The organism is Bradyrhizobium sp. CB1717 (genome assembly GCF_029714325.1).
In the GTDB taxonomy this organism is placed as follows: domain Bacteria; phylum Pseudomonadota; class Alphaproteobacteria; order Rhizobiales; family Xanthobacteraceae; genus Bradyrhizobium.
The window spans coordinates 2,405,288-2,430,393 of sequence record NZ_CP121666.1; the positions used below are offsets into that span (position 1 = coordinate 2,405,288).

Here is a 25,106-nt window from a genome sequence, read left to right on the forward strand (position 1 = left end):
CGTCATAGAAGCATCAACTCCGCCTTCTCCTTCGTCGCGTCGTTCTCGAACAAGAGCTTTTCGCCCTTTTCGACCCGAGCATCGATCGTCTGATAGAGGCGCAAGGCCTGCCGGAGCACGGCAGTCTTGGTGATGTCCTTCCGGGCCGACAATTCGTCCAGAACCCGCATCTCGGCGTCGGTGAGGTTCAGCGTCATGGTTCGCTTCGCCGTCATCTCATCCTCCGTCGTTGTCCGCAGCATATAGAGAATCAGTGGATTTTGTCAACGCGTAATAGCCAAATTTGCTCCCTTGAATAGCTAAAATTTAGCTATTATATCCTGGTCTCAACGCCGTTGCCCCCGGGGCAGCCGGCCAACAGGAGCAGGATATGGGACGGCAGCACATCGGCCATGACGAGATCGCCGCCTTTGCGCAGGACAAGGTGAACCTGCCCAAAGAGACGGCGGATGAATACCGGGCGCAGGCCCGGCGGCTTCGCGAGAAGCTCGAAGGTTATCTGTCCGAGCACCCGGACTTCACGTTGAAGAAGATGCTGCTCTCGGGCAGCCTGGCGAAGGGCACGGCGCTTCGCTCCCTCAACGACATCGATGTCGCCTGCTATATCAGCGGCGCCGACGCGCCGAAGGATGTCCACGCGCTGCTCGACTATCTCGCCGAGCGGCTGCGCAAGGCCTTCCCCAACTTCAACCCCGACCAAGTCAAGCCGCAGACGTATTCCGTCACCGTCTCCTTCCGGGGGACGGGCCTCGATGTCGACGTCGTGCCGATCCTCTATGACGGCGATCCCAAGTGGTACGGCAATCTCGTCAGCCAGGACGACGGCTCATTTTTGAAGACGAGCATTCCGCTGCATCTGGAGTTCGCCGCCAAGCGCAAGCGCGCGCAGGAGAAGCGCTTCGCCCAGGTCGTCCGGCTGGTGAAGTTCTGGGCGAGGCGCATGAAGCAGGAGCGGGACGGCTTCCGCTTCAAATCCTTCATGATCGAGATGATTCTGGCCAAGCTCTGCGACGATGGCCTGGATTTCGCCGACTATCCAGAGGCACTCCAGCACTTCTTCACCTATGTCGCCCGCACCGACATGCGGTCGAAAATCGTCTTCGGCGACTACTATCCGGCCTCGTCGGTCGGCGCCTTCACCGACACGGTGCAGATCATCGATCCCGTGAACGCCGCCAACAACGTCGCCCGCCTCTACACGAAGGCGAATGCGGATGCGCTCGTCGATGCCGCGCTCGATGCCGGTGATGCCATCGATGCGGCGCTGGCCGCTCCCAACAAGCAACTGACCGTCGCCTACTGGCAGAGGGTCTTCGGCTCCTCCTTCCAGGCGTGAGGTCACTATGTCCTACAGCTACAGCTTCACCGAGAGCACGACCTTCACGGTCACCCACGCCCGCCACATGGCCGCCAAGGTCGCGACCGACCTGAAGCGCATGCAGCGGTTCTATGGCAAGCCGTCCGACGAAAGCATCGCAGACTACGAGACCGAAGCAACCGAAATGCTGCGGGCCGGCTACCTCGACACCGTCACCTACGGCTTCAAGAAAGACGGCAAGTGGATCGAGCCGACCCTGCGCTACACCGCCCGCGACCTCGCCGGCGCCTCGGCCAACGACGACGATCCCGGCAAGATCCGCCCGGGCGCCGACATCAGCCGCGCGTCCTTCTACAGCTACATGACCTACACGGCGGCGTGGGACCGTCTCAGTCAGACCGAGCGCGACGCCTTCAAGACCAGCCTGCCGTTTTCGCGCGGCGGCGCCCCCGAGCCGGGCATCTCCGGCTATCTGTCGAACGACCGCACGTATTCGTCCGGGGGCAGGGCCCTCGACCGCGCCACCGTCAGGAGCTTTTGATGAACACCAAGCCGACCCTCGACGAGCTGTTCGAGCGCCGTATCACCTATCCCGACATCGATCCGCAATCCCGGCTGGCCCGGCTGGTCGGGCTCGACGAGCAGAAGAACCGGCTCGCAAAGATCCTGGGCCTGCTCGTCAATCCTGCAGGCCTTGCCGACTGGGCGAAGAAGCATCACCCGGGTGCTCAGGCCTTGCTCGATATGGTGCTGCGGCGCCCGCCGCTGGTCGTGCTTGCCGGCGATGTCGGCTCGGGCAAGACGGAGCTTGCCGAGACGATCGGCGATGCGGTGGCACGACAGGAGAAGATCGACATCACCCTGCTGCCGCTCAGCCTGTCGACGCGCGGCCAGGGCCGGGTTGGCGAGATGACGCAGCTGCTCTCGGCCGCCTTCGACTACACGGTGGCGGAGGCGACCAAGCTGAAGTCAGCGTCCGGCCGCTCGCGTGGCGCCGTGATCCTGCTGGTCGACGAGGCCGACGCGCTGGCGCAGTCGCGCGAGGCGGCCCAGATGCACCACGAGGACCGCGCTGGCGTAAACGCCTTCATCCGCGGCATCGACCGGATTGCCAATGCGAAGCTGCCGGCGGCCGTCCTGATGTGCACCAATCGCCTCAATGCGCTTGATCCTGCCGTGCGCCGCCGTGCCGCCGATGTGCTGAGCTTCGCGCGACCCGCCGACGAGCAGCGCCGCTTCGTGCTGTCCAGCCGCTTGGAGCCGATTGGCCTCGGCCGCCATCATATCGACGCTCTGGTCGCGGCGACCGGGCCGCAGCGGGGCAGCCGTGACTACGGCTTCACCTTCTCCGATCTGACGCAACGGCTGCTGCCGACGATCGTGCTGGACGCCTACCCGACCAGGGCGGTCGACGGCGCGCGCGCCGTCGAGATCGCCCGGTCGATGGTGCCGACGCCTCCCTTCCGCGACGGCGAGATGCTGAGGTGAGCGCATGACCCAGGCCGTAACCGTCCGGCGCGATGGAGATACCTTTCAGGCGCGGCTCTTCTGGTATCACGCGGCGCGCCTGCTTGACCCGGACAGTCCGGTCGTGCGCGTGGGCTTCGAGACGGGACCAAAGAGCTTTGATGACATCTGGGTCGAATACGATGCCGCGCGCAGTGCGGTCGACCAATATGGCGACCCGCTGCGGCGCGAGCACATGCAGTGCAAATGGCACGTCGCGCCCGACAGCTACGGCTACTCCCACCTGGTCGATCCGGAGTTCATCAACGCGAATGCCCGCTCGTTGCTGCAGCGCGCGCGGGAAGCGCAGCTCGCTTACGCCCCACAGGGGAGTGGCGTGCGGTTCAAGCTCGTGACCAACTGGCGCCTTGACCGCAACGACCCACTGCGCGAAATGGTCGGCACGCGCTCCGGCGCGATGCGGCTCGAGCGGCTCTATGGCTCGGTGACCGACAACAGCAAGGCCGGCGCCGTGCGCAAGGCCTGGCGCGAGCATCTCGGCATCGATGAAACCGAGCTTCGCGTTTTGGCGCGCACGCTCGCATTTGGCGAGGCGACCGATACGCTCGATGGGCTGCGCGATCAGCTTGACCTGTTGTTTGCCTATGTCGGCCTGCAGCGCATCGCCGCCAACCAGAGCGCGTTCCCCTATGACGATGTCGTTTTCCAGTGGATGGCGCAGGGGCGGCTCGAGTTCGACCGCGCCGGCTTCCGCGCCGTCTGCGCCCGGGAAGACCTATTGGGTGCGGCGCGAGGCGGACCGCGGGTCTTCGGCGTCAAATCCTTCGAGCACGCCTTCGATCGGCTTGAGGAGCGTTGTCATGCCGTGCTGGACATGATCCCGTCCTTTGACGAGCGATATATCCGAAGCGACGCCGACTGGGAAGCGAAGCTCTATCCCGCGCTGCGGGGCTTCCTACTCACAGCCGCCAAGGACCAGCCGCGCCTGCGGCTAGCGCTTGACGCCCACGTAACGCTGACCTTCGCCGCCGGCTCCATCATCAACATCAAGTCGGGCCGACAAGTCGAGCTCGAGCAGCGCAGCACCGGCCGCCGGCTTTGGTCGGCCGATGACGTGATCTCCGATCCGACCTGGCCGACCCTCGTTGCGGAGACGGTGGAGCTTCGGAATGATCAGCCGGATCTTGCCGTGGCGCTCGGCCTGACCCATGACGTTTCGGCCGATGTGCGCCGATACTGCGAAACCGCGCTTCCAAGTGTCGGCCGGCTTTTGATCTTGAAGCCGAGTTCCGGATCGGGCGCGCAGTCCGTTACCTGTGGGCGCCACGCTTTCGAACTCGCGGACGCGACGACCCGCGCGGTTCGGGCTGTGAAGGCCGACGGGATCGGCATGACTCATCTGTTCATCGCCGCGCCCAACGCCTTCACGTTCTTCCTTGGTCAGCGCCAGGTGGCGCTCGGTTCTGTCCGGCTCTACGAGTTCGATTTCGACGGCGGCCGTGGCCGTTCCTACACTGCCGCTTTGACGCTTCCGTTCGCCAAGGCAAACGCATGAGGCAGACCCCAAGAGCGGAGCTGACACATGATCCGCTAGGATCCAGCGCCACGCGACCGTTTCTGTTGCGGGGCGCCGGCCGATTTCGTCCTCAGCTGCGCAATCTCGCCGATCATCTCTTCTATCCGCTTGTGAAGGTCCCGGATTTGCTCCCGGTCCTCACGCCGATGGCGCTCGAAGCCTTCGATCGTCCGTTGTGCGGCGCGAAAGTCGGCTTCGGCATTGCGCAGGGCCGACTTCAGGGAGCCAAAGTTCCGGGCCAGATCGTCCCTCTCGGTCGCAATCTGCTTCATGGCGCGTTCCGTCTCCTCCCGCTGGCTTTCGGCAAGCGCAAGCTTCTCCGACAGGGCGAGCCCGTCTCTCTCCAGATCGTTGATGCGGCTCTGAGGTCCAGCGTTCTCTTCGCCAATCGTATTGGTTGATGCCGTGGGCACGCCTGCCCAATACTTGGCGAGAAGAAGCAGGATTTCCTGGGAGGCTCCGGCCGTGAGGTGCAGCAACTCACGTTTCAATGCGGGGGGTAGGCGTCCGGCAAGCGCAGGGCCTTGCGACCGTCGCCGGGGCATCCCGGCAAGGACGGTCTTGATCCGTTTGACATTCCCCCCTCCCAATCGCATCCGGACGCGCATCGGATTGATTTCTTCGCCCTGTGCAATCAATGCTTGCGCGGCCACCACAATTTCGGAATCGGTATATTTTTGTGGGCGGGGCATAGGTTCAGCCGATGGTTTGTTTGATTTGTGCTAACTTATTTTACACATGGGTCCCCGCGATGAAAGGGCAGAATGAGCTTTCTTGATGTCATTCCGCACACGTTGTTTCGCCTGCTGTCGTCGCCGGCGCACCTTCGCAACGTCGCGATCCTGGAAGCCATTTTTGAGCAGTTCTTCGACGATTTTGCTTTCGCTCCGAAGAAATCCGAGGTGCTGCAGGTTATTCGCCAGGTCCTCGAGAACCCCGATTTCCGGAGCGTTTCTGACGACGACGAGCCAAGCTCAACCACGGAGACCGCTGAGTACGTTATCTATGGGCGATTGCGGGACGACGGCTGGATCATGGAAGTGGCGAACCGAAAGGCCGCCGAGGTCTATATGCCCCGCGAGCCCCACGCCCTGCTTTCCTCGCTGATCACGCTCAAGGAGGAACTCAAGGTCGACATCTCGGCCGAGGCCAGCCTGATCGACAGCGGCATTTTCGCCGCTTATCAGGACCCCGTCGGTAAGGTCATGAACATTGCCAGTGCGCGCCGCCAAGCGGTGCAGTTGCGGCGTTCGATCGACGGTGTCCTGACGTCCCTCCATCGGATCGAAGAAGACCTGATGCGGTCCGATGGCCTCGCCGACTTGCTGGCCCGCTTCATGGAACGCTTTGTCGAGAAGATACTGCTCGAGAACTACCGGGCGCTGAAGGCGTCCGCCTACAATCCGATGCGCTTCCAGCGCAGTATCCTGACGAATACTGATCTGTTTATCAATGATGAGGGCCAGATTGCGCGAGCCGCTGTTGCGCTTACGGATCAGGGGATGGTCGCCGACATCGCCGCGGCCGAAACCCAGATCATCCAGGATCTCATGCGCATCCGTGCCGTGTTCGCTGGCCTTGGAGAAAAGCTGGACGTGATCGACCGCTTTTCGCATCGGCTCGAGCGCCGGATTGCCACAACGGTGCGATACCAGGAGACAGCACGCAACGTCCGCGAAGAGAGACTGCGGGATGCGATCCGCCTCGCATTTAACCACTGGAGCGTCGGTAACGACGAATGCGTCACGCCACTTGTTGAAATCCCGGTTCCTTATGCGAACGCCACCTTGGCTCTGGCGAAGAAAGCGCGCGAGCCGGTCGAACCGCAGACGCGCGAGCCGAAGACGGTCGATCCGGCGGACGTCAAGCGTGAGCAGATGATCGACGCCTATGTCGCCGCGATGGACGTTACTCCCCGCGCCGTAGCCGAACGTATGCGGAAGCTGGTGCCGGATGATGGCAGCTTCTTCGATCTCGACCAGTTCGAGCCGGAATCGGCCCGGGACATCGCCATCCTCTACGAAGCACGGTCCGGTGCGCTCGCATCGAACCCCGAATTCGAAGTGCGCACGAGCGCCGCTCGGGCAACAAACAGATTTGTTTCCGGCCCCGGCGTGCTCGTGCGCCGCAGACAAGGCAAAGCATGACCTACTTCTCGCGGTGGGCGACAAGGCAAGCCGCCCAGGACCCTAACTTCAGCGCTGAGCAGCTCACTGAGACGGGCAACCGGCTCCTGCATCGGCAGTTCGTCTCCCGCGGTGATTTCGGCGGAGCTGCGCATTTCGACCGCATCGCGAGCAATCTCGACTATTTCAAAGACCTGTTCGCGAGCTTCGGGTTCAGCTTCGTCTTCAATGACACCTGGGGCTATGCCGGATTCGTCAGCCCGGTCGCCTATGGCAATGCGCGGGTACCGACACAGGAAACCATCGTCCTCCTATGCCTTCGCATGCTTTACAACGAAGGCGCCGAGAAGGGCTATTTCATCGACTCGAGCGCGCAGATCCTCGTCGAAGAAGAGGAGATCCAGACCGTCTTTTCCTCCATGGGTTCCCGGACCCTCAAGCCGGGCGAATTGCGATCGATTCTGACGACATTCAAGCGCAAGGGTTTGGTCACGTTCGACCAGAGTCATTCGCTGCAAGTGTCCGCCGACATCCACATCCGCCCCACAATCACCGAGGTCGTCGACGGTTCTTTCCTGGCCCGCATCGAGGTATGGGCCGGTCAGCCGGTGCGGGCCGCTGAACCTGTCGATCACGAGGATGATGCCGCAGACGATGCCTCCGATAGCGCGACGGAGAGCTCACCATCATGATTCCGGCCTTCGTGTTGCGCAACATCGCCGCCGTCAATTTCTATCTCTACGCCCAGGACTTCCCCATTTCCGGGCGCGGCAATGCAGTCTTTCTCGGTGGCAACGGATCGGGCAAATCCGTTCTGCTCGACGCGATCCAGATCGTCATGACGGGCATGAACCGGCGTTACCTCGATCTCAACAGCCGCGTTTCCGAGGGAGGGCGTAGCACCAGAACCGTGCGCGAGGCCTGTCTTGGCCTGCTCGACGACGGTGAAGGCTATCAGCGCGACGCTTGCCTTACATATATCGCTCTCGGCTTCGAGGCTGTCGACGGATCGCGTCGCTGCACCGCAGGCGTCTGTCTCGAGGCCAAGGCATCTCTCAATGAAGAGAACGTCCTCGGCCTCTTCATCCTGGAGGGCGAGATACTGGGTTTCGCAGATTTCATCCATCCGAAACCCAAGGGCTTTGAGGAGAAGGCGTGGCCGACCTTCCTGGATGAACAGCGGCGCAAGGGACGAGAGGTCAAGACATTCCAGCGCCAGAAAAATCAGGCTTTTTTGCGCGAGCTTTACGCGATCATCAACGCGAATGCCCGCGGGACCCAACTCGATCCTGATCGTGCGCGGGCCGCGCTGCGCCAGGCGCTGTCCTTTGACATCGCGCAGATCACGAGCGTCACCGACTTCGTCAAGCGCTTCCTGCTTGACGTCCCGATCGAGATCGAGACATTTCAGGCGCGCTACAACACATGGCGCGACATGCAGAAGACCATTGAGCGCGTCGAGGCGGAGATCAGGACGGTCGAGACAATCCGAGCGGCATGCGAGCGCGTGATGGAGGATCAATTCAACACGCGCATGTGGAATTACGGTGCTCAGCGCGCGGAATACGATCGTTATGGTGCCTTCATTGCCAAGCAGCGCCAAGAGATCGCCGAGATGCAGGAGAAGCTCGATAGCACGAGATCCTATCAACAGACGCTCGTCGAAGGGATCGAGCAGATCCGGCGCCGACTTGACGCCATTAAGGACCAGATCGACGGAACACCGGCCTTTGAGCAGATCAAGAAAGCGCAGGCTGAGAGGAACACCCAGGACGCCATCCGCAAGGCGGGTGCCATCGAGGCTAAGCCGATCTTCGATGCGCTCAACGCCTTGCGCGAAGCTACGAACAGCCCCGCCTTTCCCACCGGTCTTGCCAAAATCACAGATTTTGCTTCGAGGCTGACGTCCGACCTGATCGGCATCCACGATGCCGCTTGGCCGAAATCTCCCAAGCAGATCACGGCGCTCGTGTCCGCCGTGCCGCAGCTTTCCGATGTCAGGGCCGTGCTAGACGAGCGCCATCAGAACGCCGCCTCGACCAAGGCGAGCTTGACGAAGGAATTTGACGAGGGCGATCGCATATTGAAGAAGCTGCGGTCGGGCGGCACCTACATGTCGAACGACACGCAGGACTTCCTGGCCGATATGGCGAAGATGCGTGTGCCGGCGCAAAGTCTTTCGGAGGTCGCCGACATCGCTCCTGCGTTTGCCGAATGGCGCGCCATCATCGAATCGATCCTCGGCGACTGGGCCGATGCCCTCATCATCGAGCCGCGTTTCATGGACCAGGCCTGCCGCCATTTCGACAGCCACTATAAAGCGACCAGAGCCAAGCTGATCCAGTCGGAGAATGTGCTGGCCCAGGACCAGAGTCTCCGCTCCGGTACGTTGGCCGAGGCGGTGGTTACCGATAACTCATATGCGCGCGCGTTCCTCAACGTGCGGCTCGGCCGATCATTCGCGCGCGTTCCGCCAATGATATCCGCAAGGGCGATCTCGCCGCATCAGCCGACGGCAAGTACGCCCATGGCCGCGGCATCGAGTATCGCCAGCTCAAGCAGATTCCGCGCCTAGGACAATCGGTCCGCGAGCAGCAGATCGCCCAGCTCAGCGAACAGCAACGCGAGCTCCAGACAAAGTTGCAGACCGCGCGGGACAATGAACGCCGATCATTCGCCGTCCTTGAGGCCATCAAACGCGCAGAGACGACTCTCGTGACCAATCGCGGCGCGGCGGCCCAGCTGCTTGAGACGATCGAATCCGCGGATCGCGAGAGCGAGCGCCAGGTCGTCCTCATTCGCGACCTCGAGGCCGAGTTGCCGCAAGGGGGGATGGAGGAAAAGCGCGAGGTCGAGCAAATGCTCGTTCAATACAAAAAGGAAAGAGACGAAGAGGAGGGGAAGGAAGACGAGCTCATCGACGCCATCGGGCAACGAAAGGGCGCAATGAAGACGAACGCGGACGAACGCAAGAAGGCCGCCGAACGTGCCTGCGAGGCGTTCCCGCCATTCGACCGGCGCTGGCAGCGGCACGATCCCGCGATTGGCCTGGAGGCGTTCGCTAGGCGCGCTCGCGCTGCCTATGTGCAGGAGCGCGCCACGCGGGGGCATCCCGCGCATGTCCGCAATCACTTTGAGGGCCTTCTCAAGGACAGGGTACCGGCCCAGCGGGTAGCGAGGCTGAACGCCGCGATCCAGGACTATGTTCAGGCAAATCCGGACCAGCATCCGCACTTCGAGTGGACGCAGTTTGTCGCGACCGAACAGACGACCACTCTTTACGACTGGATCGACTCGAGACATCGCGAGCTCACCCAAACCATTTTGCGTAACTTCAAGGGTCAGATTGATAAAGCTGTCGCCGCCCTGGTTGAGACAATGGTGCACGACTTCCTGAGCCGCCTTAGCGGCAACATCGATGCGGTCGACCGCATTAAGGACGATCTGAACCGGGCGTTGCGCGGCAGCGTCTTCATGGGGGAAGTTTATCAGATCCGCCAGGAGCGTGATCAGGACAAGGAGACCATCCGCTACCTGATCGATCGGCTCGACATCGTGGCGCCAAAGGCCACCGCTCTGATGCAGAGCAATCCAGATCCGAACGATCCTGATCAGGTGAAGATCAAAGAGTTGATCGACATGCTGACGATCGAGAATGGCGACGATGCCCAGAATCGCCGCCGAATTCGCGAGCTTGCGGACTATCGGAGTTACTTTCGTTTCAGCATCGATATATGCGATCCGCAGCAGGGTTACCGCAGGATTTCGGATCTCGAGCAGCGCCGCGGCAAGGCCAGCGGAGGACAGAAGTTCGTCCCGTTCTATATCTGCCTTGGTGTTGCGGCCGCGTCAGCCTACTTCAATCACCTTGGAGGCAGTCGCGAGGCGCCGCCCTAATCGGCCCTTATGCTGATGGACGAGGCGTTCGAGAAGCTCGATCCCGACAATATCTACAAGATCATCCGGTTCTACGATCAACTCGGCCTCCAGCTCATCATGGCCGCGCCAAAAACGCATCAGGCCCTCTATCAGGAGACGTTTGATACGTTGATTTCGATCATCCGGGTCGGCCGCGCGATCCAGGCGATCCCACAACATTTCCATCAAGAAGCGCACATTCTCTTGCGCAAAGAGAACCCTATGCATCAGCCGCGAAGTTTCTTCGAAGAGCGTGTCCGCGAGGAGCGGAGGCATGCCGCGGAATAATCAATATACCGCGGAGACGCTGCTGAATCGGCTGCTCGACCGCTTTGAAGCGCCGTTGGCTCGCACTCGCGACATCACACAGACGATCGACTACACCCTGGTCGGGGGGCCCGCCGCGCAGGACGAGTTTCATCGTGTGCTGCGCGATGCGGAACGAGCGGGCGGTATCGCGCTCGAGCAGGATCGACTTGGTCGGTTCACCGGCGAGTTCGCGCGGGTGCGCCTCGTCGATCCTGACAAGCTTTATCGATTCCTGGTCAGAGCGCCCGCAAGAGCGACCGCTGAGACCGCGCACCAGGCGATACTGGCTGCTATCCCGGAGATTCTGGCGGATACCTTCTTTCGAGGTATCGAGCAGGAGGCTATCTCAGCCTGGAAAAACAATAAGACGTTTCTCGGGCTCTCGGTGGGCGAGATCGACACGTTCCTCACAACTATCCGCCTTGTGCATGGCATCGTAAACCTGTCGGGCCGCGATATCGATCACCGGACGTTTTCTCGCCGGCTCGCAAAGGACAGCAAGGCCCTCGAGCGGATGGAGGGTCGCGTCGCCCAGCTGCTCCGACGTCGCGATCCGAGCCTGGCCGGTGAAGAGCCGCGCGAGGTTCTGGAAGCGAGTGGCATCGTGCGTCGGGCCCATCTCCTGCAGGTCAAGGGTCCGCTTCGGCTCTCTTCCGAGGCGCTCAACATCCATGGTACCGGAGAGGCGTTTATCGGCCTTCCGTGGCTCTCGGTTCGGCAGGCTTCTTTGGCTCACGGCGTTGACTACGTGATGACTGTCGAGAATCCGACAAGCTTTTGGCGTTACAGCACGGAAATCGATGGAAACTATCTCGCACTCCTGACAGATGGATTTCCGGCGCGCGATGTGCTGTCGAGCATGGTGCATCTCGTCCGGCACGCTCTTCTCCTGGCGCCGGAAACGCCGGTTTACCATTGGGGTGATATCGATGCCGGTGGCTTGAGGATCGCTGCGCATCTCGAAGACGCGTTCGGGATTCATGTTCAACTGCATCAGATGGAGCCAAAACTCGCATGCGCCTTCGGGTCAGCGCTGCAATCGCAGAAAGGTCTCGAGAAACTCGCTATGCGCTCAGGCGAAATCGGACAATTGGCGCTCTGGCTTCGCAGTGAGGAAGCAAAAATGTTGGAGCAGGAGGAACTCGATCCGATGCCGCCAATTTTGGCGGCCGGGAGGCATCTTTCGTCATGAGCGAAAGTAGCGTCGCATCTGCCGGTGGGATCACGATCACGGAACGCGGCGTGGCTGCCTCGTTCGTTTAATCGCTGCTCCATGGATGCGTAGAAGGCGTCCATATCGACATGGATGATTTTCGCCGATGCGGTGCTGGCCCCGTTTGGTAGTCAGCCTCCTCGTCGGTCACGTCGTTAGGCCCTGTAGGTCTTCCTTGACGCCGCGAGCGACGATCCGGAGGCTTCTATCCGGAAGCGGCCTTTGCAATTTCAGGGCCTCGTCCGCGGGAGCCGTCATCCAGGTCTCGACCTCTTCCGGAGTTGTCAGGATGATCGGCATCGCTTTGGGGTGGATGGCACCGACCTCGGCGTTCGGCTCCGTAGTGAGGAACGCGTAGAGGTCGTTGGTCGTCTCACATTCCTTGACTTTCCGGACGCTGGTCCAGTCGGTCCAGATGCCGGCGAAGCAGGCGAGTGGGCGGGTCTCGTCGAGCGCGAACCAGATGTCGCCGCCTTCGGTCTTGTTGAACTCGCTGAAGGAATTGAAAGGCACTACGCAGCGATTTTCGACGCCGAGCCAGCGGGCCCAGTGTTTGCTCTTCACATTGCGGATGTTGGTCGTGCCGCTGTCCGGCTCCATTCTGAGCAATTCCTTGAAATCGACCGTCTTGCCCTTGGCCTGAAGCTTCTCGGCTCGCTTCTTCGTGGCGTCCATGAGTGCCTTCGATGACGATGGCATTCCCCACCGGGCCGTAGCGAGCTCGCGGCCCTCGGCTCCGTTGCGCACGATCGGTGCTTCGTAGTCCGGAAACACGCCGGGCATGGCGGCCAGATTGCCGACGTATCGGTTTACGACGCGAAACAGCGCGCTGATAGCTGCTTGGTTCGTCGTGATCGAATAGAGATTGCAGATGTGGACGGCCCCCCCGCTTGTCAGGATTTTAGCAGACTTCTGGCCAGATCGCTTGCTATCAGATGTCCGGCCTGTTTGCGCGGACAAAGCCCGCTGGCCAAGATGGTGTTCGCTACGCACGCTCCAAGCACATAGGCGACATTCGTGATGCCAGTGTAATCTACGGAAGCTCGCGCGTATTGACCGATCGGTCCTTCCATCTACTGCGTCCTGCAAGTTCGTGGGTCATCCGGCGAGCAATCTCGGCCGGTACACTGAGTTCAGATCAGATGGGCATGGCGGCTACCGGCCGGTTGTACACGCCACCCGATATCATCAAGCGCCAGGCGATACGGGCGAACTTGTTGGCTAAGGCCACCGCGACTAACTTCGGCGGCTTTCGCTCCAGCAGCGAAGTGAGCCAGGGTGTCGGCTTATGACGGCCCTTTCGAATGTGCCTCAGCAGCGCGGTCGCGCCGACAATCAACGTCGATCGGAGCATTGAATCTCCGGCCTTTGTGATACCGCCATATCGTTGCCGGCCGCCAGTTGAGTGATCCTTGGGGGTCAGTCCGAGCCAAGCCGCGAAGTCGCGGCCTGATCTGAACGTCTCCGGCGGGGGCGCCTTCATGCTTAGCATGGACGACCCAATCGGACCGACGCCAGGAATCGTCGCGATCCGCCTGCTGACATCATCCTCACGATGCCACTTCATCAGCTTGGCTTCGATCTTTGCCAGGCGGGCTTCGACCGCGGCATACTCCTCCGCCTGAAGGCGGAAGAGATCCCGCGCCATTTCCGGTAAGTTGTCATCCTCGAGCACCCGCTTGATAAGTGCCGTGACGTTCTGCCGACCGGCGGGGCCAACGATGCCAAACTCAGCCGCATAACTCCTGAAGGCATTAGAAAGCTGCGACTTCACGCTGACCAGGCGTTCCCGCACGGTCATCAACATGCAGGCCGCTTGCCGTTCTTTTGACTTCACCGGTACAAACCGCATACTCGGCCGGGTGACCGCCTCGCACAGCGCCTCGGCATCGGCCGCGTCGTTCTTGCCGCGCTTTACGTAAGCCTTCACATATTGGGGCGGGATCAGCTTCACTTCATGACCAAACGACTGCAGCAGGCGCGCCCAGTGATGCGAACTGCCGCAGGACTCAATGGCGACGAGGACCGGCGGAAGGCGCTCGAAGTAGCGGATCATCTCGGCTCGCCGAAACTGCCGCCGGACGACTACTGCCTCGTTCTCGTCAACACCGTGAAGCTGGAAGACCGACTTGGAAGTGTCCATACCGATACGAATGGGAAGATTCATCAGACTTTCCTCTCATCTAGCTATGACGCCAGAGCGCCATAGAACCGTGGGGATGAGAGGCCGTCCACACCAGCACATTAATCAGCTTCGGTTCGAGGGTGGCGAGGCTGCCAGGCTAGTTGTAGCAGAGTCGCAGCCGGACGCCGGCCCGCCTTGTCGCATTTGCGGCAGCGCAGCCGGCTTGCGAGATCATGCACGAAGGTGGTTGGTGGGTGCTTCATCGCCGCAAGGTCGACGTCGCTCGGCGTCTTGCAGCGAGCGCACCTGATCTCGAGCCAGGGAAAGCCTCCGTTCACAGCCTGGTCGATGGTGGGCGACGGATCGATCGGTTCACCGTCACTCCACATCCGCTCGTTCCAGCTTTCGCAAAGCAGCCTGTCTGCTTGCTGAATCATGGCCTCGCCCTTGGCCCGCATCTCCGACGATTGAGCGGCCAGCACATTAATCAGCTTCGGTTCGAGGGTGGCGAGGCTGCCAGGCTAGTTGTAGCAGAGTCGCAGCCGGACGCCGGCCCGCCTTGTCGCATTTGCGGCAGCGCAGCCGGCTTGCGAGATCATGCACGAAGGTGGTTGGTGGGTGCTTCATCGCCGCAAGGTCGACGTCGCTCGGCGTCTTGCAGCGAGCGCACCTGATCTCGAGCCAGGGAAAGCCTCCGTTCACAGCCTGGTCGATGGTGGGCGACGGATCGATCGGTTCACCGTCACTCCACATCCGCTCGTTCCAGCTTTCGCAAAGCAGCCTGTCTGCTTGCTGAATCATGGCCTCGCCCTTGGCCCGCATCTCCGACGATTGAGCGGCCAGCATGTTGGCCATCGCACGTGCCTTGCCGAGCTCTTTCGCCAGAGCCTTGCGATCGCCGCCCGACAGGGGCGTGGGGTGATACTTCGGGGCCATCCGGATATCCAGGCGCTAAGAGATCGCATCGGCAATCGGGAAAAGTTACGGCGTCTCGAATGCCTGCCAGCACCCGTCTTCTTCATGCCTGCCGGTGCGCTGCTGACAGGTGTTGTCGAGCAACCGCTGCGCCACGTCCTTCCAAAGCGCGTTCTCGCCATACAATCGGACCGCATCGGCCTTCTGGATTTCCACGGTCCGCTCGCAGCGGCGGCAGGAGACGCGCAGCACGTGGCGTTGAATCTCGGAACGACGTCGCTGTCGCTTCTCGGCTCCGGTGGCGCCGACGCGAGGGTCTTTCAGGACCGATTCCCAATATTCCGCCGGGAGTGGAGCATCTGGAGCCGCCGTGGAGGGGCCCGGGCTACGGGCAGCTTCCGCGGCCAGTTTTTCCATCTGCTTCGGTGTCGGCATTCGCCAGCTCGGGTCGATCGGTCATTCCGAATTAGAACATAACAAGAACAAATGTCGAGTCCGCTCGGACCCTCATCGAGAAAAAATCGTCCTGTCGGAATGGGCGCGGTGTCGGAACCAAGGCCTGCGGATCGTCTTAAATCCGGCATCAGTATTGGAGTTCCCGTCATGGCCCCGCGTGCCAACTGGAAAGGCTTCCTGCGCCTTTCGCTCGTCACCTGTCCGGTCGCGCTGTATCCGGCCACCTCCGAATCCGAAAAGGTCTCGTTCAACCAGCTCAACCGGAAGACCGGACACCGCATCAAGTACGCCAAGGTGGACGCTGATACCGGCGAGGAGGTCGACAACGAGGACATCGTCAAAGGCTACAAGGTCGACACCGACACCTTCATCGAGGTGACGAAGGAAGAGCTCGAGAACGTCGCGCTGGAATCGACGCGAACAATCGAGATCGACGAGTTCGTCGACCGGAGCGAGATCGATCCACGCTACCTGATCCGCCCTTACTACCTGACTCCAGATGGCAAAGTCGGGCACGATGCCTTCGCCGTCATCCGCGAAACCATCCGCGAGATGAACAAGGTCGCGATCGGCCGTGGTGTTGACCAATCGCGAGCACATCATCGCCCTGGAGCCGCTGGACAAGGGGCTGATGGGGACGCTGTTGCGCTATCCCTACGAAGTCCGTTCCGCGGAGGAATATTTCGACGATATCCAGGATGTCAAAGTCACCAAGGACATGCTTGATCTCGCCAAGCACATCGTCAATCAGAAGGCGGGGCACTTCGAGCCGGACAAGTTCGAAGACCAGTACGAAACCGCCCTCATCGACCTCATCAACCAGAAGCGCGCCGGCAAACCCATCACCGCGAAGGCGCGCCCTCGAGGCGAGAACGTCGTCGACCTGATGGACGCGCTGCGCAAGAGCATTGGAAGAGAAGGGGCGGCCGCGACAGAGGCACCCAGGAAGCCAGGCAAAAACCCGCGCAAGGCGGCGACCGGGCAGAAGGAAATGCTGATGCCGATCGCGGGTAAAAAGCCGACGAAAGAGGCCGCGGCGAAGAAGCCGGCAGCAAAGCCGCAGCGGAAGTCGGCTTAGATTTTGTGGCGGTGACGCCAGACGGGTTCTGCTTCGTCGTCCGCGGGCGGCTTTTGCGGATGGCAAGTCCCAATCTCGAGGAGGTTTTACAAAAAGCGGTACAACGGGGACCCGCTGCGCTACTGGCCTGTTTCGAACGATCTATGCCGTCAAATCAGCCGTTCGTCGCGCCAGAGCTCCTCGCCCGCTCAGCTTTGGATTGCTCTGCAAAATAGGAGCGAAATGGGTTCGGTGAAAAAGATTTCCAGGAGGTCGACCTTGAGCGCGGGCATTCTCGCATACCGCAAGGGTGCTCGTGGGCTCGAGGTTCTGCTCGTTCATCCCGGCGGTCCGTTCTGGCGCAAGAAGGATGATGGCGCCTGGTCCATTCCAAAGGGCGAAATCGATGCCAATGATGCTCCTGAGCAGGTCGCTCGACGCGAGTTTGCCGAAGAACTCGGCCCGAGCGCTTCGATCGGGCCACTCCAGGCGCTGGGGGAAGTCCGACAGCGAGGAGGGAAGCGCGTGATCGCATTCGCCTGCGAGGGCCACTTTGACCCGGCGGCGCTGACCAGCAATACTTTCGATATCGAATGGCCGCCCCGAAGCGGTCGACGTCAGAGCTTTCCCGAAGTCGACCGCGCCGAATGGTTCGATATCGAGCTCGCGCGGACCAAGATGCTGTCCGCTCAAGCTGAGTTTCTTGATCGTCTTTTGGCGATCGCGGATGAGAGCGCCGGGAAGTAATGTTCAGGATCGGAATCATTTCGGACACGCACGGTCTGTTGAGGCCCGAGGCGGAACGGGGCCTGACGGGCGTCGATCACATCATCCATGCCGGCGACATCGGGCGCCCCGAGATTGTCGACGCGCTTCGCCGCATCGCGCCCGTCACGGCCATTCGTGGAAACGTGGATACTGGCGAGTGGGCCCGCGATTACCCCGACACGAAGCTTGTGCGCCTGGCGGGAAAGTCGATCTACGTTCTGCACGACTTGAAGACGCTGAAGGCCGATCCAGGCGCTGGCATCGACATCATCGTCTCCGGGCATTCTCACGTGCCGAAAATCGACAGGGTCGGTGGCGTTCTCTATCTGAATCCCGGCAGCGCGGGACCCCGGCGCTTCAAGCTGCCGATCACGCTTGCGACACTCGAACTCGCGCCTGACGGCATGCGAGCGGAGATCCTCGACCTTGAGGGCGACAGCATGCACCCCCGTGCATTGAGTTAATAGCGGAGGAAGCGAATGCGCGGATCCGTTTCGTTTGCCGTCTACGCTCGAAGGGATGCGCTATTTGCGCGGACGTTCTCGCTCGCGCACGACGTCCTTCGCCCGCTTGTCCGACCTGAGCCCGAGGTAGACGGGCTGGCGCAGTTCGCCCTTGCTCGTCCACTCCGCGAATTTGACCTCGGCAACCAACGAGGGTCTGACCCACGTCGTGGCGGCCTCGTCCTTCACTTTGGCAGGGAAGGGTGATTTCGGCGTCGTCAGCTTCACGAGCTTGGCATGGAGGTCTTCCAGGACCCTGTGGCTGAAGCCGGTGCCGACATGTCCGATATAGCGCCATGCGTCGTCTTCCCGCACGGCGAGGACCAGGGCGCCGAAGAACGGCCTGGTGCGCCTCGGCGCCGTGAAGCCCGCGATCACCACTTCCTGCCGCCTTACTGTCTTGATCTTCAGCCAATCCCCCGTCCGGCTTCCGGACGCATACGCGCTGTCGGCGCGCTTCGCCATGATGCCTTCCAGACCCTTTCGCTCGGCCTCGGCGAAAAATTTGGTACCGCTGGTTTTGCGGTGCCGGCTGAAGGCGATCAACCGGTGGCGCGGCAGGATCGCTTTCAGCCGCTCCTTGCGCTCGAGAAGAGGCTGTTTGCGCAAGTCAACTGCGTTCTGAAACATGAGATCGAAGGCGCAATACAGGAGCTTCGCTTCATGGCGCAGCGCGTTTTGCAGCAGCTGGAAATGCGAGACGCCGTCCTTTCCGATCGCGACGAGCTCGCCGTCGATCACGGCGTCGCCCTTTACGCCCTCCAGCGCTTTCGCCACCTCGATATAGCTGCGGCTGATGATCTTGCCGTTGCGGCTGTAGAGCGCAACCTTGCCCCGCCGGATTTCCGCGATCATCCGGAAGCCATCGTACTTGTCCTCGAAAACCCAGTCGGGATCGTCGAACGGCGCGTCGGTGAGCGTAGCGAGCATTGGCTGCAAGCGCTTGGGCAGGGTCGACGTCCGGCTCATTCAAGGGCCAATCCTTCAGAGCGTGTTGCGTAATGCAGGGACGTCCTTCAAGAATGAGGAACGCTCAAAGCCATGGCGTGTTCCGTCAGATGCCGCGGCATCCCAGAGTGCGCGACGTTAACTACCAACTGGAAGTCTGATCAGACCGATGGCCAGAAAACTGAAAACCTACCAGACTTCTCTGGGCTTCTTCGATCTGGCGATAGCCGCTCCTTCCATGAAAGCGGCTTTGGAAGCGTGGGGCGCAGACAGCAATCTCTTTCATCAGGGCGCAGCGAAGGAAACCGATGATCCGGACGTCATCGCTGCCGCCATGGCAAAGCCTGGCGTCGTGCTCAGGCGCCCGGTCGGATCCGACGGTTCTTTCAAAGAACATGCCGAACTCCCCACTGATCTTGGCGACGGCAGACCAACGAAAGCTGCCCGCAAGTCGAAAGGCATAAAGGCGAAGAAGCCTTCCTCCCGCCACATGGACAAGGCTGCGGAGCGAAAGGCCGCTCTTGACTACCAACGGGAAGAAAAGCGCCGTGAGCTTGAGCGAGCGAAGGAAGAGGCTGCCAGGCAGAAGGAGCGTGAATGCCGTCAGCAGGCGGTCGATAAGGCACAGGCTGCGTTGGACAGGGCCGAACAGGAGCACGCGAAGCGGGCTGCCGCCATCCAGGCTGAGGTCGAGGCTATCGAGAAGAGGTCGCAGGCGGAAGAAATCCGCTGGGATAAAGAGAAGGTGCGATTGGAAGCAGCGCTGCGACGCACGCGCGGTTAGATCGCGAATCTATCTTCCAGCGTCGCCAGAGTCCGCTATGCCTCGACGGCAACCAAATTCTGCAGCGTAGCTAAATGACGCGGATGGCCCGGAGGGTCAGAAGCCGAGGTGAGAATGGAGCTTTGGTTGGAGGTCGCTGAGACGAAGCGGCCGTTTTTTTCGAGGTGGCATCTCGACGTGCGACGGCATCTGCGATCAAGCTGCGGTTTTCCGGCCGGGAGGCATGCCGCAAAACTTAACATGCCTGATTCCCAAGCTCAAAAATTGAGCTAGAGTGTCGTTTTCCCTGATGGGGGCAGCTCATGTTCGATACCGCAACAACCGCGCTTTTGCGCGCGGTCCTCGACGAAGTATGCGAAACCGTTTCGCACCGCGAGATCGGAGCACGTACTCACGTCGCATCGAAGATCCTGGAGGCCGCGACCAGAGGCGAGGTTTCGCCAGATGGCCTCAGGCAGGTCGGCCGCGACGCCCTGTCCCGAGCGCCGACCATGTGGCGCTGATTGATCGGGAGAGGGGGGTGTGAACTTCCAGGTGACGGTCCTTAAGATCCTGAAGAGCTATCCGGACGGCTTCGCCGTCATGGAGGACCTCAAACGCGACATGGCCATCCTGGCGACAAGCGGCCGCGATTGGGCGGATCGCACCCGGCGCCTCGCTGCGCGGGTTCCGGATCTCGACATCTTCTCGCAAGGGCTCGTCGAGCGCATAAGCGGGGGATGGAAGATCACGGCCCAGGGACGGGCCGTTCTGGAGGTCATGGAGTCCCGCCCAGCAGCCTCGGAGGTGATCCAGAGGCCTTCGGTTGGGGAGACCATCGCGACCTCGCCGGCGCCCGTTCCTCCGCTGCGGCAGCCCGCAGATCGGGCCAAGCGGCGGCGCGAAGGCCGGGAACGTCGCCGCGAAGCGCGCGAACGGGCCAGAGCCAACGCCTCTTGAATTGCAATCGAGGTCTAAAAAAGAAGCTGCCAGCTTGGCGCGGCGCCTCGGAAGTCCCGAACTGTCGATAGCCTCCCCAGCCCCAAGTACCGCCGTTGCCGGTTTGCGGAGATTGGCCGCAAAAGGCCGCGACAAGAGGGAACGCTAGAGTTTATTGGCGGGGACATCAGATAATCGCCACAAAGCTTCGCGACCACCGTTCCTATTCCGGTCGAGGGTGTCTTGAACCGCTACTCACTTGAGAAATTACGTCAGCGCTACGTTATCGAGGGCAGGCCTATCGAGGCCAGCCTCGAGGAAATGCTGCGCGCCGACGGCCGCGCGGGAGCGCGTTCAATCCTTGCCTCGATTGAAAAGCGGCGCTTCGAGAATCGGTCCGAAGGGCAGCGGCTTCGCAAGATGCTCCGCTTCGAAACACTTCTCTGGCAAGAGGGGAAGGAAGCGATCGCAGGTGTTGATGAGGCCGGAATGAGCCCGCTTGCGGGGCCGGTGGCCGCTGCCGCAGTGATATTCAAGCCCGGCACGCGCATACTTGGAATCGATGATTCAAAAAAGCTGGACGCGAACTCGCGCGAGTCTCTCGCGGAAGAGATCAAGGAAAAGGCGGCCTCATGGTCTGTCGCGTTTGTCGAGGTTGAAGAGATCGACACCATCAACATCTACTGGGCGGGAATCCTTGCCATGCGGCGAGCCGTTGAAGGGCTCGGGGTGGTTCCGCAGCATCTTCTGATCGACGCGAAACGTTTGAAAGATATCGCGATCCCGCAGCAGGCGATAATCAAGGGCGACGCCAAATCCGCGAGCATCGCTGCCGCCTCTATTTTGGCGAAGGTCTCGCGCGATGCGTTGATGCGAATGCTTGACATGCGTCATCCCGGTTACGGCTTCGCCGACCACAAGGGTTACCCGGTGCGCGCCCACTATGCTGCCCTGTCCAGGCTAGGCGCATGCGCTGCCCATAGACGTTCGTTCGGCCCTGTGCGTGAAGTCCTCGGCTTGCCGCCGTTGCCACCTTGGCCTTTGCCATCGGAACGCACCGATTCAGAGCTAGAGGCTTCGATGCTGCGCTCTGGGAGCACTTGACCCGTTTCGGTCTCCCGACAAATCGTTAGTTGGTGGGCGCACCGGTTGTGGTCTCGCTAGACGGAGCGGTCACTGTGACATCGTGACCCTCGCGGAGTGCGATTGAAGCCGCTGCAATTGCGGCCTCGAATGCAGCTTCTTTCGTCGCGTATGCATTCTCCGCCTTGCCGTCGTGGCGGATGCGCCAGGTGCCGTCTTTTCCAAATATCTCGTATTTCGCGATACCCATAATTTGTCCTCCTAGCGAAGCGCCCGCGGGCGCCTCGGCACACGACTTGCCATCCAATTTTTTGCTTCGCTGTCCGAGCGCAATGTGGCCTTGCTAATCCGACACGGCGATGCGCTCATCGCGGCAGGGCCCTTCAGCACTCCACGCCTTGCCTGTGCCATTTGTTGATCCTTGGCTTCGCGCTGGAAACGGCTCAGTGGGCGGACCGTTCCTAGAGTCGGGTAGGTACGTGGTTTGGACGCCTTTGCCGTACGTTTTGGTCAGCTTTTTGCGTGCTCCCAGTGTGAGGTGATGTCGGCGCCGGTCTTATTAAGATGCACGTGCTGATCGACGTGATCGATCCAAGAGAGCGGAATGAAGTGATGATGCTGACCGTCCGGCGAACTCTGCTTCGTCAGCTTGATCTTGTCGGTTCCGTCCAGATGATCGACTTTTCCCACCATCTTCCTATCGGACGAAAGCACGTCCATGTGCTCCTTGATCGTGGAAACATCTGTCATCGTATCTCCCATTCAACAATCATATGTTGCCGCCGATTAGGCCGCCCGGGCGAGTGAGCGCCGCTTGTGGCGGAGGTAGCGCGTGATTTCCGCAAGCGTCATAGCGTTCAGGACCCGGTCGGCAGGGACACCGCCCTTGCGGGCCATCACGACGCCCCAGTGCATGTGATCGAGCTCGGGAATAGAGTGCGCGTCCGGATTGATGCTCAGCATGCAGCCGAATTCGAGCGCTGCCTGGTGCCAGCGCCAATCCAGATCGAGCCGCCATGGGTGGGCGTTGATCTCGACAACGACGTCGTGCTTGGCGCAGGCCCGCAGCACCTTCTCGACGTCGATTTCGTAGCCTTGCCGTCGCTGGAGCTGCCGCCCCGTCATGTGGCCGATGATTGTGGTGTGAGGATCGGAAATGGCGCGGAGGAGGCGCTGCGTCTGCGCCTTGCGGTCCAGTTTGAAGCGCCCGTGGATGCTGGCGACGACGAAATCGAACCGATCGAGCACGTCATCCGGATAGTCTAGCGAGCCGTCGGCCAGAATGTCGGACTCGATGCCCTTGAGGATCCGAAAGTCCTTGCCGAAGCGCTTGTTCAATCGGTCAGCTTCCCGGTGTTGTTCGGCGATCTGCTCGACCGACAGGCCTCCGGCATAGTGGGCGGACTTGGAATGGTCGGCGACGCCGAAGTATTCGTAGCCGCGCTGACGCGTGGCCTTGGCCATAGTCTCAAGGGTCTCGGTGCCGTCCGAAGCGTCGGTGTGGCAGTGCAGAATTCCGCGAAGGTCCTGGTCGGTGACCAGCTTCGTCAATTTGCCCTTCAGAGCGAGCTCGATCTCGCCACGCCCTTCCCGGAGTTCCGGATCGATGAAGGGAAGGCCGAGAGCGCGGTAGATGTCGGCCTCGTCGCCGGCGATCAGAGTGCGGCCCTTGTGCAAGCCGTCTGCATCCAAACGAAATCCCTTCTCCGCTGCCAGCGCCTGAAGCTGTTCGATGTGAGCGGAGGAGCCTGTGGCGACGAGAAGAGCGGCTCCGAAGTGCTCGCGATCGGACAGTCGGATCTGCAGTCCATCTGCCGGCGACCGCTTCAGTGCCTTGGCGGCCTTGGGAGCCTCCGCAACGATCGTGAGATCGCCGACGAGCTCGCAACCTCGGCGGAAATCGCCCGCGATCGTGATGCGCTTCAGCTCGGGCTGAGACCTGCGCAGAGAGTCCTTGGCGTGTGCGAGCAGGGCGGCAGCACGGTGCAGGTGGAGGCGGCCTTCACCGCTTTTCGCGATGGCGAGGTTCTGCAGGATCTTGGTCTGCAGCGAGGCACCGAGTCCTTTGGCCTTCTTGATGCGGTCGTCCCTGGCGGCGGCCTCCAATTCCGCGAGCGAGGTGATGCCGAGATCCTTGTAGAGACGCAGCACTTTCTCGGGGCGGAGGCCGGGCACGGCCAGCATCTCGAGCACCCCCTCCGGAATCTCCTTCCGCAGCTTTTCGAGACTTGGATGAGTGCCCGTCTTGTGCAGCTTGGTGATGATGTCCGCGATCGCTTCGCCAACGCCGGGAATCTCGGTGAGCCGATCTTCGGCGATGAGCACATGAAGAGGGATCGCCAGGGCTGCCAGGCTGTCCGCGGCCCGCGAATAGGCATTTGCCCGGTAGGGATTGCCGCCGCGCAACGCGGTGCGCTGCGCGTATTCTCGCAGAACGCTTGCAACACCGCGAGCGTCGACGGAGGGCATTCAACGAGCCTCCCGTCCTGCGCTTTGCTTGCCCGCTGAAGCAAAGTTAGTTCGAGCATTCGAGCCGCCAGCGGGCTGGCCATCGAGCGCCCTCTCGAGCTTCTGCGCTGCCCGGAAGTCCTCAAGGTGCTGCATGTTCGGGCCGTAGGCGGCCTCTTTCTTGAGAAGATTGTAGATGCGACCGACTACCAGCTGTAGGTGCTTTATTTTGCCCCGCGGCATCGATCTGGCCTTGCAAAGAGCTCGGACAGCATAGGCCCTGAAGTAGTCGAAGGCGTCTGACATGATCACCGTAAACGCCGGCTCTCGCCCATAGTTCGTTCGAATTCGGTGCGGATGGAGGTCCGGCGGTCAGACAGGAGCCCTAGGGCGCAGCGGCTGCGGCGGGCGTGACGACCAACACCTCGGCGGCCTGCGAACGCCTCCGAAGTTGGAAGACTCGTTGAGTAAGGTGGGTAAATTACCCGCCGTCGGCCCGACCGACCAAGGGTTTTTGTAAGTTGCAGGCGGCACGGTTGTTCATTTGCTCCTGAGGCGAAGACTGGTTCCGAATCGACTCGACTCTGGAACAAAACGGGGGTCTACTTCGGACATCACCGCCCAGCCCTTGGCCTCTATCGGTGACCGAGAGACCGATTGCGCTCCCGCCCCTCGCACGCGGAGAAGCGCCATGCAGCGGCGACGATCGACACCACATTCATTTGAAGAACGCCTGGCAGCGGAAAGGATGCGTATCGAGAAACAGGCGGAATCACTTCCCCCCGGTGACGCCAAGCAGCAATTGCTTCAAAAGATCGAGCAGATCGAGACGGCCTGCCGCATAGACAAATGGCTGTCGTCGCCTGGCTTGCAACCGCCTAGGTGACGTCGATGAAGGATATTCAAGCGTATCTGGAGAAACTTCAGGTCCAGACTGCAGAGTGCGAAATGATCCGCGACCTGGCGACCGATCCGAAGAAGCGCGAGCTGTTTGCCCGGTTGGCTGAGCACTTCAGGACCCTCTCTGTGGAATTGGAGCGCGCAAAAGCCAGTCCGGACGATGGCCTTCCAAGTCGCGACGAGCCGGCGCCGCTTTGTGAAGAAAACGACGTCCAGGAGCGTTCAGGCGTCATGGGCAATCATACTTCGCACCGGCCGCTGGCTCGTTGAGCTT

29 protein-coding genes and 1 pseudogene are annotated in these 25,106 nt (G+C 61.2%); 19 read left to right on the forward strand and 11 right to left on the reverse strand.

What is annotated here, in order from left to right; genetic code table 11:
• Positions 1–2 precede the first annotated feature (2 nt).
• Positions 3–215 carry a ribbon-helix-helix protein, CopG family gene (locus QA649_RS11360; RefSeq protein ID WP_009734077.1) on the reverse strand — a complete coding sequence of 71 codons (213 nt, stop codon included), beginning with the start codon at positions 213–215 and terminating at the stop codon, positions 3–5.
• Positions 216–370: 155 nt separating this feature from the next.
• Between QA649_RS11360 and QA649_RS11365 the strand changes: the two genes are divergently transcribed.
• The 4 genes from QA649_RS11365 to QA649_RS11380 are packed head-to-tail and all read left to right on the forward strand — an operon-like array spanning position 371 to position 4,340.
• Positions 371–1,336, forward strand: coding sequence for a CBASS oligonucleotide cyclase (locus QA649_RS11365; protein WP_283024251.1), 966 nt, complete (start codon positions 371–373; stop codon positions 1,334–1,336).
• A gap of 7 nt (positions 1,337–1,343) precedes the next feature.
• Positions 1,344–1,859 (forward strand): hypothetical protein, encoded by a 516-nt coding sequence (locus tag QA649_RS11370; RefSeq protein WP_283024252.1) that lies wholly within the window; start codon positions 1,344–1,346, stop codon positions 1,857–1,859.
• Positions 1,859–2,806 carry an AAA family ATPase gene (locus QA649_RS11375; RefSeq protein ID WP_283024253.1) on the forward strand — a complete coding sequence of 316 codons (948 nt, stop codon included), beginning with the start codon at positions 1,859–1,861 and terminating at the stop codon, positions 2,804–2,806. Before QA649_RS11370 ends, QA649_RS11375 begins: the two co-directional genes overlap by 1 nt.
• Before the next feature lie 4 nt (positions 2,807–2,810).
• Entirely contained in the window at positions 2,811–4,340 is a 1,530-nt protein-coding gene (locus QA649_RS11380) for an SAVED domain-containing protein (RefSeq protein WP_283024254.1), read from the forward strand.
• Between the two features lie 35 nt (positions 4,341–4,375).
• Here the strand turns inward: QA649_RS11380 and QA649_RS11385 are convergent, their stop codons facing one another.
• A complete protein-coding gene (locus QA649_RS11385) occupies positions 4,376–5,014 on the reverse strand; it encodes a DNA-binding protein (protein ID WP_283024255.1) in 639 nt (212 codons plus the stop codon).
• Between the two features lie 111 nt (positions 5,015–5,125).
• Here QA649_RS11385 and QA649_RS11390 point away from each other — a divergent pair, with 111 nt between their 5' ends.
• The 6 genes from QA649_RS11390 to QA649_RS11415 all read left to right on the forward strand — a co-directional run bounded on the left by QA649_RS11390 (position 5,126) and on the right by QA649_RS11415 (position 11,906).
• Positions 5,126–6,508, forward strand: coding sequence for a Wadjet anti-phage system protein JetA family protein (locus tag QA649_RS11390; protein ID WP_283024256.1), 1,383 nt, complete (start codon positions 5,126–5,128; stop codon positions 6,506–6,508).
• Complete coding sequence (locus QA649_RS11395) at positions 6,505–7,179, forward strand: DUF4194 domain-containing protein (RefSeq protein WP_283024257.1); 675 nt, start codon at positions 6,505–6,507, stop codon at positions 7,177–7,179. The genes QA649_RS11390 and QA649_RS11395 overlap by 4 nt, the downstream gene beginning before the upstream one ends.
• Positions 7,176–9,062, forward strand: a complete 1,887-nt coding sequence (locus QA649_RS11400; RefSeq protein WP_283024258.1) for an ATP-binding protein — start codon at positions 7,176–7,178, stop codon at positions 9,060–9,062. The genes QA649_RS11395 and QA649_RS11400 overlap by 4 nt, the downstream gene beginning before the upstream one ends.
• Positions 9,063–9,202: 140 nt before the next feature.
• Positions 9,203–10,384 (forward strand): SbcC/MukB-like Walker B domain-containing protein, encoded by a 1,182-nt coding sequence (locus QA649_RS11405; protein WP_283024259.1) that lies wholly within the window; start codon positions 9,203–9,205, stop codon positions 10,382–10,384.
• Between the two features lie 15 nt (positions 10,385–10,399).
• On the forward strand, positions 10,400–10,693 hold the full coding sequence (locus QA649_RS11410; RefSeq protein WP_283024260.1) for a hypothetical protein: 294 nt from the start codon (positions 10,400–10,402) through the stop codon (positions 10,691–10,693).
• Positions 10,680–11,906 carry a Wadjet anti-phage system protein JetD domain-containing protein gene (locus QA649_RS11415; RefSeq protein WP_283024261.1) on the forward strand — a complete coding sequence of 409 codons (1,227 nt, stop codon included), beginning with the start codon at positions 10,680–10,682 and terminating at the stop codon, positions 11,904–11,906. The genes QA649_RS11410 and QA649_RS11415 overlap by 14 nt, the downstream gene beginning before the upstream one ends.
• 168 nt (positions 11,907–12,074) lie before the next feature.
• Here the strand turns inward: QA649_RS11415 and QA649_RS11420 are convergent, their stop codons facing one another.
• The 5 genes from QA649_RS11420 to QA649_RS11440 all read right to left on the reverse strand — a co-directional run bounded on the left by QA649_RS11420 (position 12,075) and on the right by QA649_RS11440 (position 15,402).
• Positions 12,075–12,800, reverse strand: coding sequence for an SOS response-associated peptidase family protein (locus QA649_RS11420; protein ID WP_283026011.1), 726 nt, complete (start codon positions 12,798–12,800; stop codon positions 12,075–12,077).
• A 265-nt stretch (positions 12,801–13,065) separates the two neighbouring features.
• Positions 13,066–14,094, reverse strand: coding sequence for an IS110 family transposase (locus QA649_RS11425; protein WP_283019331.1), 1,029 nt, complete (start codon positions 14,092–14,094; stop codon positions 13,066–13,068).
• Positions 14,095–14,171: 77 nt separating this feature from the next.
• Positions 14,172–14,534 (reverse strand): hypothetical protein, encoded by a 363-nt coding sequence (locus tag QA649_RS11430; RefSeq protein ID WP_283024262.1) that lies wholly within the window; start codon positions 14,532–14,534, stop codon positions 14,172–14,174.
• Between the two features lies 1 nt (position 14,535).
• Positions 14,536–14,988: a hypothetical protein gene (locus QA649_RS11435; protein ID WP_283024263.1), complete on the reverse strand. Its 453-nt coding sequence runs from the start codon at positions 14,986–14,988 to the stop codon at positions 14,536–14,538.
• Between the two features lie 45 nt (positions 14,989–15,033).
• Positions 15,034–15,402, reverse strand: a complete 369-nt coding sequence (locus QA649_RS11440; RefSeq protein WP_283024264.1) for a hypothetical protein — start codon at positions 15,400–15,402, stop codon at positions 15,034–15,036.
• A gap of 168 nt (positions 15,403–15,570) precedes the next feature.
• Between QA649_RS11440 and QA649_RS11445 the strand changes: the two are divergent.
• From QA649_RS11445 to QA649_RS11455, 3 genes and pseudogenes are all read left to right on the forward strand, one after another.
• Positions 15,571–16,501, forward strand: a pseudogene (locus QA649_RS11445) (Ku protein).
• Between the two features lie 222 nt (positions 16,502–16,723).
• Positions 16,724–17,227, forward strand: coding sequence for an NUDIX domain-containing protein (locus tag QA649_RS11450; protein WP_283024265.1), 504 nt, complete (start codon positions 16,724–16,726; stop codon positions 17,225–17,227).
• On the forward strand, positions 17,227–17,712 hold the full coding sequence (locus QA649_RS11455) for a metallophosphoesterase family protein (protein WP_283024266.1): 486 nt from the start codon (positions 17,227–17,229) through the stop codon (positions 17,710–17,712). Before QA649_RS11450 ends, QA649_RS11455 begins: the two co-directional genes overlap by 1 nt.
• Positions 17,713–17,772: 60 nt before the next feature.
• On the opposite strand, the gene ligD is transcribed toward QA649_RS11455, so the two are convergent.
• Positions 17,773–18,720, reverse strand: a complete 948-nt coding sequence (gene ligD / locus QA649_RS11460) for a non-homologous end-joining DNA ligase (protein ID WP_283024267.1) — start codon at positions 18,718–18,720, stop codon at positions 17,773–17,775.
• A 148-nt stretch (positions 18,721–18,868) separates the two neighbouring features.
• On the opposite strand from ligD, the gene QA649_RS11465 reads away from it, so the two are divergent.
• The 4 genes from QA649_RS11465 (at position 18,869) to QA649_RS11480 (ending at position 21,505) form a co-directional block, all read left to right on the forward strand.
• Positions 18,869–19,483, forward strand: coding sequence for a cell envelope biogenesis protein TolA (locus QA649_RS11465; RefSeq protein ID WP_283024268.1), 615 nt, complete (start codon positions 18,869–18,871; stop codon positions 19,481–19,483).
• 302 nt (positions 19,484–19,785) lie between these two features.
• The gene (locus QA649_RS11470; protein ID WP_283024269.1) at positions 19,786–19,986 is read left to right on the forward strand and encodes a hypothetical protein; all 201 of its coding nucleotides are present in this window, start codon (positions 19,786–19,788) and stop codon (positions 19,984–19,986) included.
• Positions 19,987–20,005: 19 nt separating this feature from the next.
• Positions 20,006–20,422 (forward strand): hypothetical protein, encoded by a 417-nt coding sequence (locus tag QA649_RS11475; protein ID WP_283024270.1) that lies wholly within the window; start codon positions 20,006–20,008, stop codon positions 20,420–20,422.
• 222 nt (positions 20,423–20,644) lie between these two features.
• Complete coding sequence (locus QA649_RS11480) at positions 20,645–21,505, forward strand: ribonuclease HII (protein ID WP_283024271.1); 861 nt, start codon at positions 20,645–20,647, stop codon at positions 21,503–21,505.
• 25 nt (positions 21,506–21,530) lie between these two features.
• Here the strand turns inward: QA649_RS11480 and QA649_RS11485 are convergent, their stop codons facing one another.
• From QA649_RS11485 to QA649_RS11495, 3 genes are all read right to left on the reverse strand, one after another.
• Positions 21,531–21,734, reverse strand: coding sequence for a hypothetical protein (locus QA649_RS11485; RefSeq protein ID WP_283024272.1), 204 nt, complete (start codon positions 21,732–21,734; stop codon positions 21,531–21,533).
• Positions 21,735–21,994: 260 nt separating this feature from the next.
• Complete coding sequence (locus QA649_RS11490; protein WP_283024273.1) at positions 21,995–22,234, reverse strand: DUF2171 domain-containing protein; 240 nt, start codon at positions 22,232–22,234, stop codon at positions 21,995–21,997.
• 36 nt (positions 22,235–22,270) lie between these two features.
• Positions 22,271–23,953 carry a DNA polymerase/3'-5' exonuclease PolX gene (locus QA649_RS11495; protein WP_283024274.1) on the reverse strand — a complete coding sequence of 561 codons (1,683 nt, stop codon included), beginning with the start codon at positions 23,951–23,953 and terminating at the stop codon, positions 22,271–22,273.
• 670 nt (positions 23,954–24,623) lie between these two features.
• On the opposite strand from QA649_RS11495, the gene QA649_RS11500 reads away from it, so the two are divergent.
• On the forward strand, positions 24,624–24,818 hold the full coding sequence (locus QA649_RS11500; protein ID WP_283024275.1) for a hypothetical protein: 195 nt from the start codon (positions 24,624–24,626) through the stop codon (positions 24,816–24,818).
• A 5-nt stretch (positions 24,819–24,823) separates the two neighbouring features.
• Complete coding sequence (locus QA649_RS11505; protein WP_283026262.1) at positions 24,824–25,102, forward strand: hypothetical protein; 279 nt, start codon at positions 24,824–24,826, stop codon at positions 25,100–25,102.
• The last annotated feature ends 4 nt before the right edge of the window (positions 25,103–25,106 follow it).